Origin of the sequence: Crossiella sp. CA-258035 (assembly GCF_030064675.1) — a bacterium.
GTDB lineage: Bacteria > Actinomycetota > Actinomycetes > Mycobacteriales > Pseudonocardiaceae > Crossiella.
The window spans coordinates 8,991,859-9,004,942 of sequence record NZ_CP116413.1; the positions used below are offsets into that span (position 1 = coordinate 8,991,859).

The 13,084-nt window shown below is 71.3% G+C and carries 14 protein-coding genes; 6 read left to right on the forward strand and 8 right to left on the reverse strand.

Annotated features, from left to right (window positions below; all coding sequences use genetic code 11):
- The first annotated feature begins 28 nt into the window (after positions 1 to 28).
- Positions 29 to 712 (forward strand): DedA family protein, encoded by a 684-nt coding sequence (locus N8J89_RS40895; RefSeq protein WP_283662208.1) that lies wholly within the window; start codon positions 29 to 31, stop codon positions 710 to 712.
- Here the strand turns inward: N8J89_RS40895 and N8J89_RS40900 are convergent.
- Genes N8J89_RS40900 through N8J89_RS40915 form a run of 4 tightly spaced genes read right to left on the reverse strand, consistent with a single transcriptional unit; the run spans position 693 to position 4,070 of the window.
- The gene (locus N8J89_RS40900) at positions 693 to 1,340 is read right to left on the reverse strand and encodes a nucleoside/nucleotide kinase family protein (RefSeq protein WP_283666373.1); all 648 of its coding nucleotides are present in this window, start codon (positions 1,338 to 1,340) and stop codon (positions 693 to 695) included. The genes N8J89_RS40895 and N8J89_RS40900 overlap by 20 nt on opposite strands.
- Positions 1,340 to 2,164, reverse strand: coding sequence for an ATP-binding cassette domain-containing protein (locus N8J89_RS40905; protein ID WP_283662209.1), 825 nt, complete (start codon positions 2,162 to 2,164; stop codon positions 1,340 to 1,342). Before N8J89_RS40905 ends, N8J89_RS40900 begins: the two co-directional genes overlap by 1 nt.
- Positions 2,161 to 3,111, reverse strand: a complete 951-nt coding sequence (locus N8J89_RS40910) for an ABC transporter permease (RefSeq protein WP_283662210.1) — start codon at positions 3,109 to 3,111, stop codon at positions 2,161 to 2,163. Before N8J89_RS40910 ends, N8J89_RS40905 begins: the two co-directional genes overlap by 4 nt.
- Before the next feature lie 2 nt (positions 3,112 to 3,113).
- Positions 3,114 to 4,070 carry a substrate-binding domain-containing protein gene (locus N8J89_RS40915; RefSeq protein ID WP_283666374.1) on the reverse strand — a complete coding sequence of 319 codons (957 nt, stop codon included), beginning with the start codon at positions 4,068 to 4,070 and terminating at the stop codon, positions 3,114 to 3,116.
- A 146-nt stretch (positions 4,071 to 4,216) separates the two neighbouring features.
- Between N8J89_RS40915 and N8J89_RS40920 the strand changes: the two genes are divergently transcribed.
- Complete coding sequence (locus tag N8J89_RS40920; protein ID WP_283662211.1) at positions 4,217 to 5,218, forward strand: LacI family DNA-binding transcriptional regulator; 1,002 nt, start codon at positions 4,217 to 4,219, stop codon at positions 5,216 to 5,218.
- On the opposite strand, the gene N8J89_RS40925 is transcribed toward N8J89_RS40920, so the two are convergent.
- On the reverse strand, positions 5,212 to 6,291 hold the full coding sequence (locus N8J89_RS40925) for a GTP-binding protein (RefSeq protein ID WP_283662212.1): 1,080 nt from the start codon (positions 6,289 to 6,291) through the stop codon (positions 5,212 to 5,214). The genes N8J89_RS40920 and N8J89_RS40925 overlap by 7 nt on opposite strands.
- Positions 6,292 to 6,354: 63 nt before the next feature.
- Here N8J89_RS40925 and N8J89_RS40930 point away from each other — a divergent pair, with 63 nt between their 5' ends.
- Positions 6,355 to 7,113 (forward strand): sugar phosphate isomerase/epimerase family protein, encoded by a 759-nt coding sequence (locus tag N8J89_RS40930; protein ID WP_283662213.1) that lies wholly within the window; start codon positions 6,355 to 6,357, stop codon positions 7,111 to 7,113.
- A 1-nt stretch (position 7,114) separates the two neighbouring features.
- On the opposite strand, the gene N8J89_RS40935 is transcribed toward N8J89_RS40930, so the two are convergent.
- Entirely contained in the window at positions 7,115 to 8,113 is a 999-nt protein-coding gene (locus N8J89_RS40935) for an extracellular solute-binding protein (protein ID WP_283662214.1), read from the reverse strand.
- A gap of 362 nt (positions 8,114 to 8,475) precedes the next feature.
- On the opposite strand from N8J89_RS40935, the gene pdhA reads away from it, so the two are divergent.
- From pdhA to N8J89_RS40950, 3 genes are read left to right on the forward strand one after another with little or no spacing between them, the layout of a single operon-like run.
- Positions 8,476 to 9,705: a pyruvate dehydrogenase (acetyl-transferring) E1 component subunit alpha gene (gene pdhA, locus N8J89_RS40940; RefSeq protein ID WP_283662215.1), complete on the forward strand. Its 1,230-nt coding sequence runs from the start codon at positions 8,476 to 8,478 to the stop codon at positions 9,703 to 9,705.
- Positions 9,705 to 10,727, forward strand: a complete 1,023-nt coding sequence (locus N8J89_RS40945) for an alpha-ketoacid dehydrogenase subunit beta (RefSeq protein WP_283662216.1) — start codon at positions 9,705 to 9,707, stop codon at positions 10,725 to 10,727. Before pdhA ends, N8J89_RS40945 begins: the two co-directional genes overlap by 1 nt.
- Positions 10,728 to 10,736: 9 nt before the next feature.
- A complete protein-coding gene (locus N8J89_RS40950; protein ID WP_283662217.1) occupies positions 10,737 to 12,077 on the forward strand; it encodes a dihydrolipoamide acetyltransferase family protein in 1,341 nt (446 codons plus the stop codon).
- On the opposite strand, the gene N8J89_RS40955 is transcribed toward N8J89_RS40950, so the two are convergent.
- Positions 12,074 to 12,700: a phosphatase PAP2 family protein gene (locus N8J89_RS40955; protein ID WP_283662218.1), complete on the reverse strand. Its 627-nt coding sequence runs from the start codon at positions 12,698 to 12,700 to the stop codon at positions 12,074 to 12,076. The genes N8J89_RS40950 and N8J89_RS40955 overlap by 4 nt on opposite strands.
- The gene (locus N8J89_RS40960; protein WP_283662219.1) at positions 12,678 to 12,884 is read right to left on the reverse strand and encodes a hypothetical protein; all 207 of its coding nucleotides are present in this window, start codon (positions 12,882 to 12,884) and stop codon (positions 12,678 to 12,680) included. Before N8J89_RS40960 ends, N8J89_RS40955 begins: the two co-directional genes overlap by 23 nt.
- Positions 12,885 to 13,084: the final 200 nt, after the last annotated feature.

A 13,084-nucleotide genomic window follows, 5' to 3' on the forward strand; every position in this document is an offset into this window, starting at 1 on the left:
TCACCGAGATCCCCGTAGTCTCGAAGTGATGAGCCCGGAAGGTGTGTCCGTCACACTGGCCTGGTCACCGCTGGACTCGGCGGGTCCGGCGCTGGTGTGGATCATCGTGACCACGTTCATCTTCGCCGAGTGCGGCCTGATCATCGGCCTGTTCCTGCCCGGCGACTCGCTGCTGTTCGCCGCGGGTGTGGTGCTGGCCAACCACGACCGGCCGATCGACGCCTGGGCGCTGGCCGGGGTGAGCACGCTGGTGGCCATCCTGGGCAACGAGTTCGGTTACTTCGTCGGTGCGAAGACCGGCACCAAGATGCTGGCCCGCGAGGGCGGCAAGGTGCTCAACCAGCAGAACCTGGACCGGGCCAAGGACTTCTTGGACAAGTACGGGTTCTGGGCGATCGTGGCCGCGCGCTGGCTGCCCTGGGTGCGCACGCTGGCCCCGGCGATCGCGGGCGCGGCCGGGATGGACCGCAAGCGGTTCACCTGGGCGACCATCACCGGCGCGGTGACCTGGTCGCCGGTGCTGATCCTGCTCGGCTACTACGCGGCAGGCCTGCTCAACCGGTACCCGTGGTTGCAGACGGTGGCCGTGATCGGGTTCGTCGCCTTCTTCGTGGTGGGCACCAGCTACGGCGTGTACCGGTACCGGCAGGAGATGCGGCGGCCGATGCACGAGGAGTCCGACGAGGCCGAGGTCAGGAAAGAGTCGAACTGATCCCGGTGAGCACCAGGTCAGCGCGCTCGTGGGTGGAGTTCACCCGGATGGCGTTGTCCTGGTCCGAGCCGAGCGCGCGCAGCCGGGCCTGGGACTCGGTGCGGCCGAAGGCGCGGTGCCGGGCGATCAGCCTGCTCAGCCGCAGGTCCTCGGCCGGGGCCAGGAACCATGCCTCGTCCAGCGCGTCCCGCACTCCTGACCAGGGCTTTTCCGCCAGCAGCAGGTAGTTGCCCTCGGTGATGACCAGCGGGGTGTCCGGGCTGACCGGGACGGCGCAGGCCACCGGCTCCTCGATCTCCCTGCGGAACTCCGGCGCGTAGACGGTGACCGCGCCGGGGGTGTCCGGGCCGTTGGCGCGCAGCCGCCGGAGCAGGTCGAGGTAGCCGTGCGCGTCGAAGGTGTCCGGGGCGCCCTTGCGCTCGGCCCGGCCCAGCCGCTCCAGCTCGCGCTGGGCCAGGTGGAAGCCGTCCATGCCGACCAGCACGGCCCGCTCGCCCAGGGCTTCGGCCAGCCGCTGGGCCAGGGTGGACTTGCCCGCGCCGGGGGCGCCGGCGATGCCGAGCACCCGGCGCCGCCCGTCCTCGGCCAGCCGGTCTGCCCTGGCCACCAGCTCGGTGAACTCCGCGATCACGTGCCGGTCTCCCCTGTCCGCAGCCCGGTGGTCACCGCGTGCGTGACCTCGGTGAGCTGCCCGTCCTCGCCGACCCGCAGCGCGCCGGTGATCAGGCCGACCACCTCGTTCATGGTGCGTTCCCTCGGCGAGACCAGCGCGACCCGCTTGCCGAGGCGGTGCACGTGGATGCGGTCCGCGATGTCGAACACGTGCGGCATGTTGTGGCTGATCAGCACCACCGGCAGGCCGCGCTCGCGGATCCGGTTGATCAGTTCCAGCACCTTGCCGGACTCGGCCACGCCGAGCGCGGCGGTCGGCTCGTCCATGATCACCACTCGGTTGCCGAAGGCGGCCGCGCGGGCCACCGCGACGCCTTGGCGCTGGCCGCCGGAGAGGGTCTCCACGGTCTGCGACATCGAGGAGATGCCGATGCCGAGCTCGCCGAGCACCCTGGCCGCCTCGGCCCGCATGCCCTTGGTGTCCAGCAGCCGGAACACCGAGCCGAGCACACCGGCGCGGCGGCGTTCCCGGCCGAGGAACAGGTTGCTGGCGATGTCCTGGGCCGGGGCCAGCGCCAGGTTCTGGTAGACGGTCTCGATGCCGTGCCTGCGCGCGTCCAGCGGGCCGGTGAAGCGGACGGGCTCGCCGTCCAGGCGGATCTCGCCCTCGTCCGGGACCAGCGCGCCGGAGAGCGCCTTGATCAGGCTGGACTTGCCCGCGCCGTTGTCGCCGACCACGGCCAGCACCTCGCCTGGCGCCAGGTCGAAGTCGGCCCCGTTGATCGCGGTCACCTTGCCGTAGCGTTTGACCAGGCCACGGGCCTGGAGCACCGGGGTCACTGGTTCCTCCCTCGGGAGAAGCGGTCCACCGCGACCGCGACGATCACCAGCACGCCGGTGGCCACGTCCTGGTAGAGGCTGTCGATGCCGGCCTGGGTGAGGCCGGAGCGCAGCACCGCGACGATGAGCGCGCCGACCAGGGTGCCCAGCACGCTGCCCCGGCCGCCGAACAGGCTGGTGCCGCCGAGCACCACCGCGGTGATCGAATCAAGGTTGCCGGTCTGGAAGGCGTTGGGGTCGGCGTTGGGCACCCGGCCCAGCGCCTGCCAGGCGGCGATGCCGTAGACCAGCCCGGCGACCAGGTAGACGCTGAGCACGGTGCGCCGGACCTTGATGCCGGACAGCCGGGCGGCTTCGGCGTCGTTGCCGACCGCGTAGACGTGCCGTCCCCAGGCGGTGCGGGTCAGCGCGTACCAGGCCACCAGGTACATCACCAGCGCCAAGCCCATGCCGACGGTGACCTCGACCTGGCCGAAGAGGTACTGCCGGGTGCCGAGGAAGGTGAGCAGTTCGTCGGTGACCGGGTAGCTCTGGCCCTCGGCGTAGATGCGGGCCGCGGCGGTGACGATGGTGAGCATGCCCAGGGTGACGATGAACGGGGGCAGGCTGATGCCGGTGACCACCCCGCCGGTGATCGCGGCGATGCCGACGGCCACCCCGATGCCGATCAGCAGCGCGAGCGGGGCGGAGGTGCCGCCGAGCACGAGCTGGGCCATCAGCAGGGTGCCGAGCACCGCGATGGCCGCGTTGGCCAGGTCGATGCCGCTGGTGAGGATGACCAGGGTCTGACCGAGCGCGAGGGTGCCGATGACCAGCGACTGCTGCACGACCAGGGACAGGTTGTCCGTGGTGGCGAAGGTGTCGGTGGTGACGGAGAACAGCAGCACCGCGGCCAGCAGCGCGATCGCCGGGCCGAGGGCCGGGGTGCGCAGGACGAGGGTCTTCATGCTCAGCCCCAGCAGTTCTGCAGACCCCAGGCGGTGTCCTTGCTGTCGATGCCGGGCACCGGCTTGTCCGCGATCACGGTGGTGCCGGTGTTGGTGAAGCCGCTGGGCTTCTTGCCGCTCTTGGTGAACTCGACCCCGGCCTTGACGCCGTCCTCGGCCATCTTCTTCGGGAACTGCATCACGGTGAGCGCGTACTTGCCGTCCTTGACATCGCGCACGCCCTGGCAGCCGCCGTCGATGGAGCCGACCACGACCTTGTCCGCGAGGCCCTTGGCTTGCAGCGCGGCGAAACCGCCGCGGGCCGCGGGCTCGTTGATGGTGTAGACGGCGTTGACCGTGGTGGCGCGCTGGAGCAGGTTCTCCATGGCCTGCTGGGCCTTGTTCTGGTCGCCGTTGGTGGCTTCCTTGCCGAGCACCTTCGGGTCGGTCTCGGTCAGGCCGAGGCCCTCCAGGAAACCCTTGTGCCGCTGCTCGTCCACGGTGCCGCCGGGGCTGCCGTCGAGCATCAGCAGCTGCGGGGCGCGCTCGCCGAGCGCGGCCTTGACGTACTGGCCCTGCAACCGCCCGGCCTGGGTGTTGTCGGTGGCGAAGGTGGCGTCGACCGCGTCCTTGGGGTCGGTCTCGGTGTCCAGGGCGATCACCAGGATGCCCTTCTCCCTGGCCTTCTTGATCGCGCCGAGGATGCCGGTGGAGTTGCTGGGCGTGACCAGGATGGTGTCCACGCCCTGCTGCACCAGGTTCTCCAGCGCGGCGACCTGGCCTTCGTTGTCGCCGTCGAACTTGCCGGCCAGCGCGATCAGCTCGGCGCCGTCCTTGCCCGCCTGGGCCTTGGCCGCCTCGCGCAGGGCGACGAAGAACGGGTTGCTGTCGGTCTTGGTGACCAGCCCGATCTTGACCTTGCCGTCGTCGTTGCCCCGGCCATCGGTGGCCTTCTGGCTGGAACAGGCAGTGCCGGCCATGGCGATGGCGCCGGTGGCGAGCAGTGCGACCAACTGTGGACCTCGTCGTCCCATGGCTGCCTCCAACAAGCGTGTGGCGTGCGACGGTAGTGAGCGGGTTCACTAGCGGCAAGCGTTTGCGCAAGCGCTTGCGGAAGGTGGAACCGATGGTGACCATGCGGGACGTCGCGGAGCTGGCGGGCGTGTCGATCACGACGGTGTCGCACGTGGTCAACGGCACCAGGACGGTGGCCGGGGAGACCAGGGCCAGGGTGCTGGACGCGGTGGCCAGAACCGGCTACACCGGCAACGCGATCGCCCGCTCACTGGTCACCGGCGGCACCCGTTCGCTGGGGGTGGCCATCTCGCTGGTGGCCAACCCGTACTTCGCCGAGCTGATCCAGGCGGTGGAGAGCGAGGCCAGCGCGGCCGGGTTCACCCTGCTGCTGATCGACACCCATGACGAGCCCTCGGCCGAGCAGGCCGCGGTGCGCGCGCTGCGCTCCCGCCGGGTGGACGGCCTGCTGCTGACGCCCTCGGCCGGGGCCTCCGGGGCGCTGCTGCCGGAGCTGCGGCAGCTGGGCACGCCGGTGGTGCTGATCGACCGGCTGCCCAGCCACGGGCTGCTGGACCAGGTGGGGCCGGAGAACGCGGGCGCGGCCGCGGCGCTGGTCGGGCACCTGGCCGAGCTCGGCCACCGGCGGATCGGGCTGGTCAGCGGGGCGGCCGGGCTGACCACGACCAGCGAGCGGGTGCACGGGTACCGGCTGGGACTGAGCCGGGCGGGGTTGCCGGTGGACGAGTCGCTGGTGGTCTCCGGCGAGTCGGCGATCGGGCCTGCCGGGACCGCGTTGCGGCGGTTGCTGGCGCTGCCGGAGCCGCCGACGGCGGTGGTCACCGGGAACAACGCGATGCTGGTCGGGGTGTTGCGCACCATGCGCGAGCTGGGCCTGCGGGCCGGGCGGGACCTGGCGCTGGTGGGCTACGACGAGGTGGAGTGGGCGGATCTGGTGGACCCGCCGCTGACCACGATGGCGCAGCCGATCGAGGAGATCGGGCGGACGGCGGTGCGGATGCTGCTGGCCCGGATCGCCGAGCCGGAGCGCGCGCCGCGCACGGTGCGGCTGCCTGCCCGGTTCGTGCACCGGCGCTCCTGCGGGTGTCAGTGAACGTGCAGGTCCTCGACGTCCCACTGCGGCAGCGGGTCCGGCAGCGCGCGCCAGGCTTCGGGACCGGCGGCCAGTTCTTCGTCGGTGAGCAGGGCCGGGTCCAGGCGGTGGTAGGGCTCGTCGGGCTGCTGGTGCTGGCCGATGAAGACGATCTCCTGGCCGCGCGGGCCGTCCGACTCTGACCACAGCGCGGCCGGGTCGATGGTCAGGTTGGGGCCTGCCTGGGACCACAGGGCCATGATCTCCGGGCGGGTGGCCAGCCAGCAGAAGCCCTTGCTGCGCAACAGGTTCGTCCAGTCGGCCAGGGTCTCGGCGAGGCGTTCGGGGTGGAAGGGGCGGTCGGCGCGGTAGGTGGTGCTGCTGATGCCGTACTCCTCGGTCTCCGGCAGGTGCGTGCCGGAGAGCTCCTGGGCCCAGCCGGGGTACTGGGCGGCGGCTTCCTGGTCGTGGCGGCCGGTGTTGAGCAGTTCGGCCGGGTCGAGCACGCCGTGGCTGGTGCGCAGGCGGCGGGCGCCGGGGTTGAGCTTGGTCAGCAGGTCTTCCAGTGCGCCGAGGTCGGCCGGGGTGGCCAGGTCGGTTTTGTTGATCACCAGGGTGTCCGCGAACTCGACCTGGTCGATGAGCAGCTCGGCCAGGTCGGAGTCCAGCCGGTCGCGGAAGGTCGAGGCGTCCACCACGGTGGCCATGGTGTCCAGGCGGGCGTGGTCGGCCAGGCTGGTGCCGTCGGGGAAGGTCCACTCGAAGGTGGCGGCCACCGGCATCGGCTCGGAGACGCCGGTGGACTCGATCAGCACGTGGTCGAAACGGCCTTCGCGGGCCAGCTCGCCCACGGTGTCCAGCAGGTCGGCGCGCAGGGTGCAGCAGATGCAGCCGTTGGTCAGCTCGACCAGGCGCTCCTGCGTGCGGTCCAGGTGGCTGGCGACCAGGCCGGCGTCGATGTTGATCTCGCTCATGTCGTTGACCACCACCGCGACCCGCAGGCCTTCCCGGTTGGCCAGCACGTGGTTGAGCAGCGTGGTCTTGCCGCTGCCGAGGAAGCCGGAGAGCACGGTGACGGGAATCCTGACAGCCATGGTTGTGAATGATAACGGTTATCGTTAGCGTCATTGGCCGGTGGTTGAGTCGAGGGAGGGCTTGTGATCGTTCCTGGTGTGGTGTCGGTGACCTTCCGGCAGCTGGCCGCGACCGAGGTCGTGCAGCTGACCGCGGCGGCCGGGTTGTCGGCGATCAGCTGGGCCGGGGACGTGCACGTGCCGCTCGGCGAGCTCGGCACCGCGCGGGCGGTCGGCGCGGCCACCACCGCGGCCGGGCTGTCCGTGGAGGGCTACGGCTCCTACTTCGACGCCGGGGACGCCGCGCCGGAGGTCTTCGACGAGGTGCTGCGCACCGCGGTCGCGCTGGGCGCGCCGACCATCCGGGTCTGGGCGGGCAAGCGCACGCCGGAGGACTCCGATGCCGCGCACCGGGCGCGGGTGGTCAGCGAGCTGGTGCGGTGCGCGGAGCTGGCCGCCAGCGAGGGCGTCCGGGTGGCGGTGGAGTTCCACGTGCACACGCTGACCAAGACGCTGGACTCGGCGGTGAAGCTGTTCGCCGAGGCAGGCCACGAGAACCTGGTGCCCTACTGGCAGCCGAGGGAGCTACCGGAGGTCGCGGAGTGCCTGACCGAGGTGCGCGCGCTGCTGCCCTCGGTGACCGCGGCGCACGTGTTCTCCTGGGGCGCGGACGGCTTCGACGAGCGGCTGCCCTTGGACGCGCGGCCCGACCTGTGGCAGCCGGTGCTGGCCGAGCTGGCCGCGGACGGCCTCACCCGGCACGCGCTGCTGGAGTTCGTGGTGGACGACGACCCGGCGGTGTTCCGGCGGGACGCGGCCACGCTGCTGGACTGGCTGGGCTGAGTCAGTTCAGGCCGACCTCGGTCAGCAGCTTCGTCGAGTCCTGCACGCTGACCAGCCGGTTCAGGTTGAGGCCCGGCCCCTTCAGCTCCTTCAGCGGCGGCAGCTGGTGCCTGGTCGAGCTGATGCCCTGGCGCACCGGGTACTCGGCCAGGTGGTCGGCGAAGAACTGCTGGGCCGGGGTGGAGAGCAGGAACTCCACCGCCTGGCGGGCCGCGGTCACGTCGCCGCCGCGCAGCACGCCCGCGCCGGCGATGTTAACCAGCGCGGCCGGGTCGGCGCCGGTGACGTGGTGCAGGCGGGCGCGCATCTTCGCCACGCCGACCTCGGCGGACTTCTCGTACCAGGCGTAGTGGTTGATCAGGCCCAGTGGCACCTCGCCGCGGTCCACCGCGTCCAGCAGCGGCCGCTGGGCCTGGTACCGGCGCGGGTTGTTGGCCTTGAAGCCCAGCAGCCAGCTCCGCGCGTCCTCCTCGCCGCGCAGCACCCGCAGCGCGGTGACGAAGGCCAGCCAGGACGGGTTGCCCGGCACGTAGCCGATCTTGCCCCGCCAGCGCCGGTGGACCAGGTCGTCGGTGCCGCGCGGGATGTCCGGCTCGGCCACCTGCTTCGGGTCGTAGGCGATCACCCTGGCCCTGGCCGAGGTGCCCACCCAGTGCCCGCTGACCGAGCGGTAGGCCCCCGGCACGGCCTGGCGGAGCTCGTCCGGCAGCTCGGCCAGCAGGCCCTTGCTCTCCAGCAGGCCGAGGGTGCCCGCGTCCTGGGCGAGGAACAGGTCGGCCGGGCTGTCCTGGCGCTCGGCGATCAGCTGCTCGGCGAGCTTGCCGGTCTCGCCGTAGCGGACGTCCAGCTTCACCCGGACGGCCTGCTCCAACTGGCGCAGGATCGGGCCGATCTGCTGCTCGGTGCGTCCGGCGTAGACCACCAGCGTGCGCACCGGGGCGGCGGCCGGGGAGGTGGACCGCGGGGCGGGTTGCTCGGCCGCGCAGGCGCACAGCGGCATTAGGATTCCCAATATCGCCAGGCAGGACAGGGTGGTTCTGCCCCGTGTCCGTGGACGGAGCTGGGTCATGTGGTCTCCCGCCGAGTCAGCCGACACCCCTGAGCAAGGTAGGGGGATCGTCGGATGTTGCCCAGGGTGGGTGGCCGGTCGCGCTGAGTTCTTGATCAACCTGTCACCGGACCCCTTCCGGTGTGCCGAGGCTCACTGGGATGGGTGAGCGCGTGTCAGGATGGAGTGAGCGACCCGTCAGCGCCGACGGCCGAGCGCGCCACCTCAACCAGGTGGTGGCGACGATCGACGGCGCCGTCGCACCCGACCGTCACAAGCGGTCGGGCGGCCTTGTAGACGAGGAGAATGACGCCATGTCGTCGCCGGAGTACTGGACGCAACCCCGCGCGGGTGAACCGGACGCGCCCCATCCCGGAGTCCCCGCCGCCACCGCAGCCCGACCGACCGCGGAACAGGTCATCGCGGGCCTGCGGGAGACCGATGCGGGTGGCGCCGACCTGGTGCAGCTGCTGACGCCGGAGGGCGAGCGGGTGCACCACCCTGATTTCGACATCGACATCACCGCCGAGGAGCTGCGCGGCCTGTACCGGGACATGGTGCTGGTGCGCAGGGCCGACCGGGAGGCCAACGCGCTGCAACGGCAGGGCCAGCTGGGCATCTGGGTGCCGCTGCTGGGCCAGGAGGCCGCGCAGATCGGCGCCGGCCGCGCGCTGAATCCGGCCGACATGGTGTTCCCGAGCTACCGGGAGCACGGCGTGGCCTGGTGCCGGGGCATCGACCCGGCGCAGATCCTGAGCATCTTCCGCGGCACCGACCACGGCTCGTGGAACCCGCTGGAGAAGCGGTTCCACCTGTACACCATCGTGATCGGCAACCAGTGCCTCAACGCCACCGGCTACGCGATGGGCCAGAAGTTCGACGGCGTGGTCGGCGACCCCGACGGCGAGGCCACCATCGTCTTCTTCGGCGACGGCGCGACCAGCCAGGGCGATGTGCACGAGGGCATGGTCTGGTCGGCGGCCTACGACGCGCCGGTGGTGTTCTTCTGCCAGAACAACCAGTGGGCCATCTCCGAGCCGGTGGAACGCCAGACCAGGGTGCCGCTCTACCAGCGGGCCCGCGGCTACGGCTTCAAGGGCATCCGGGTGGACGGCAACGACGTGCTGGCCTCGCTCGCGGTGACCAGGTGGGCGCTCTCGGAGTGCCGCAACGGCAACGGTCCCGTGCTGATCGAGGCGTTCACCTACCGGATGGACGCGCACACCACCTCCGACGACCCGACCCGCTACCGGCTGGCCGACGAGCTGGAGATGTGGAAGCTCAAGGACCCGATCGAGCGGGTCAAGGTCTACCTGGTGCACCAGCAGTGGGCCGACAGCGAGTTCTTCGCCTCGGTGCAGGCCGAGGCGGACGAGCTGGCCGCGCAGCTGCGGGACAAGTGCGTGCACATGCCCGATCCCGCGCCGGCGCAGATGTTCGAGCACGTCTACAGCGAGCAGACCGCGCAGCTGGACAAGCAGCGCGCCGACTACCTGTCCTACCTGGACGGTTTCGCGACGAGTGCACCCGGAGGTGAGCACTGATGGCAGCACCGACCATGGACCGGAACACCGGGACCAGCGTGCCGAAGACGCAGAAGGTCACCATCGGCAAGGCGCTCAACCTGGGGCTGCGCGCGGCGATGGACGCCGACCCCAAGGTGGTGGTGCTGGGTGAGGACGTGGGCAAGCTCGGCGGCGTCTTCCGGGTCACCGACGGCCTGCAGAAGGACTTCGGCGAGCAGCGGGTGATCGACACCCCGCTGGCCGAGTCCGGCATCATCGGCACCGCGATCGGCCTGGCGCTGCGCGGCTACCGGCCGGTGGCCGAGATCCAGTTCGACGGGTTCATCTTCCCCGGCTTCGACCAGATCGTCTCCCAGCTGGCCAAGCTGCACTACCGCTCGCGCGGGCAGATCAGGATGCCGGTGGTGGTGCGGGTGCCCTTCGGCGGCGGGATCGGCGCGGTGGAGCACCACTCGGAGTCGCCGGAGTCCTACTTCGCGCACACCGCGGGCCTGAAGGTGGTGGCCTGCTCGAACCCGGTGGACGCCTACTGGATGATCCAGCAGGCCATCCAGAGCGATGACCCGGTGCTGTTCTTCGAGCCCAAGCAGCGCTACCACGAGAAGGCCGAGCTGGACACCACGGTGACGCCCGGCCCGCTGTTCGCCTCCAGGGTGCTGCGCACCGGCTCCACGGTCACCGTGGCCTGCTACGGCCCGACCGTGAAGACCTGCCTGGAAGCCGCGACCGCGGCCGCCGAGGAGGGCCTTGAGCTGGAGGTCGTCGACCTGCGCTCGCTGTCCCCGCTGGACCTGGGCCCGGTGTTCGAGTCGGTGCGCCGGACCGGCCGGTTGGTGCTGGTCAGCGAGGCGCCACCGGAGGCCTCGATCACCTCGGAGATCACCACCAGGGTGCAGGAGGAGTGCTTCTACTCGCTGGAGGCGCCGATCCTGCGGGTCACCGGCTTCGACACCCCGTACCCGGCGAGCAAGCTGGAGGACGACTTCCTGCCCGACCTGGACCGGGTGCTGCACGCCGTCGAACGCTCGCTGGGCTGGTGAGGGGACACAATGCCGCAGTTCAAGCAGTTCCCCCTGCCCGACACCGGTGAGGGCCTGACCGAGGCGGAGATCCTGACCTGGCACGTCAAGCCGGGTGACACCGTCACGGTGAACCAGATCATCGTGGAGATCGAGACCGCCAAGGCCGCGGTCGAGCTGCCCTGCCCGTTCGCCGGGGTGGTCACCGAGCTGCACGCGCAGCCCGGGGACACGGTGGAGGTCGGGGTGCCGATCATCACCGTGGACGTCGACCCCGGTGGCGCGGCCGCGCCGGAGTCCGGCGGCTCCGACGGCAAGATCGGCGAGGAGATGCCGGGCGGGCGGATCGCCACCCTGGTCGGCTACGGGCCGCGCACCGGGACGGCGAAACGCCGCCAGCGCAAGGGATCCACGCCCGCCGCCGCCCCGGCCGCGGTGGTCGCGCCGGAACCCGTGGCGGCTCCTGAACCGGTCGCGCCTGAACCGGTCGCCGGTGGTTACGTGCCGCTGGCCAAGCCGCCGGTGCGCAAGCTGGCCAAGGAGCTCGGCGTGGACCTGCGCGCGCTCAACGGCTCCGGCCGGGACGGCGTGATCACCCGCGAGGACGTGGAAGCCGCCGCCCGCAACGGTTCCGACGTGTCCACTGTGGACATTTCGGGCTACGACCCGGCGACCCGGGAGCGCAGGGTGGCGGTGCGCGGGGTGCGCAAGGCGACCGCGCAGGCCATGGTGGACAGCGCGTTCACCGCCCCGCACGTGACCGAGTTCCTCACCGTCGACGTCACGCCGATGATGGAGCTGCGGGCGAAGCTGAAGAACCACCCGGAGTTCCGCGACGTCAAGATCACTCCGCTGGCCTTCGCGGCCCGCGCGGTGTGCCTGGCGGTGAAGCGGACCCCGGATGTGAACGCCAGCTGGGACGCCGCGGCCAACGAGATCGTCTACAAGTCCTACGTGCACCTGGGCATCGCCGCGGCGACCCCGCGCGGCCTGGTGGTGCCGAAGGTGCGGGACGCGGACGCGATGTCGTTGCGGGAGCTGGGTCTGGCGCTGGAACAGCTGACCGCCACGGCCAGGGACGGCAAGACCGCGCCCTCGGACATGGTCGGCGGCACGTTCACCATCACCAACATCGGCGTGTTCGGCATCGACACCGGCACGCCGATCATCAACCCCGGTGAGTCCGCGATCCTCGCCCTCGGCGCGATCAGGGACATGCCGTGGGTGGTGGACGGCCAGGTGGTGCCGCGCAAGGTCTGCCAGCTCGCGCTGAGCTTCGACCACCGGGTGGTGGACGGGCAGCAGGGCTCGCGGTTCCTGGCCGATGTCGGCGCGCTGCTGGCCGACCCGGCGATGGCGATCACCTTCTAGCCCAGCAACAACTCCAGCCCCTGGTAACCACCACCACCGGCCAGGATCCCGACGGCGGCGCCGACGAGGACCTGGCCGGTGGTGTGGTCGCCCAGGGCCACCCTCGACCACATCACCCAGGCGGCGAGCAGGGCGGCGAGCCACAGCCAGGGGCCGTAGGTGAGCACCAGCATCACCACCGCGCCCGCGGCCACCGCGGCGTGCAGCGAGATCTTCCAGCGCGCGCCGAGGGTGATGGCCACGCAGGCCACCAGCGAGACGAACATGGCCGCGGCCAGCGAGATCAGCTCGTGCGGGGCCTGGCCGAGGAACAGGACCAGCCAGCCGGCCGAGAGCGAGCCCAGGCACAGCAGCAGCGGGACGGCGCGGCCCTCCCGGTTGTGCACGTGGTGGGTGTCGTAGCGGCCCGCCCTGGCGCCGCGCAGGATCACCAGCATCGGGATGACCGAGCCGGTGACGCCCACCACCAGGCCCCACAGCAGGGTCGCGCCGAGCTGGTGGCCGGTGGCGGGCCAGGCGACCAGCAGCGGCAGCGCGAGCACCCAGACCCAGGGCGCGAGCACCTCGGTGGCGATCCGGGCGGCCAGTGGACGGGCGGTGTCAGTGCTCGGCGGAGCGCTCATGGTGTTCGCTGACCTCGTTCAGGACGGTACGCACGATCGGGGAGCCGGTGAACGCGGCGGCGACCTTGCTCAGCCACAGCGGTTCGTCCTCATCCTCGCTGGTGTTGGGGGTGGTGAACACGACGGGGGCCTCGGTGCGCACCGGCAGGCCCTGCTCGAAGGCGCGCAGGCCAACCGCGATCACCGCGGCCTCGGCGACCGCCCGAAGCTCCTAGCCGGCCGGCCCCCTGGCATGGACCTGCGCGGCACGCCGAAAGCTTTGGCGAGCGCCCGGATGTGACTGCCCTTGGGGTCGTCCCGCTGACCGTTGCGCAACTTTGGGGGTCAGACCGGCCGCGGCTTCCGAGCGATCCCCAGTCGAACGGAAACCGCGGCCGCCCCTCT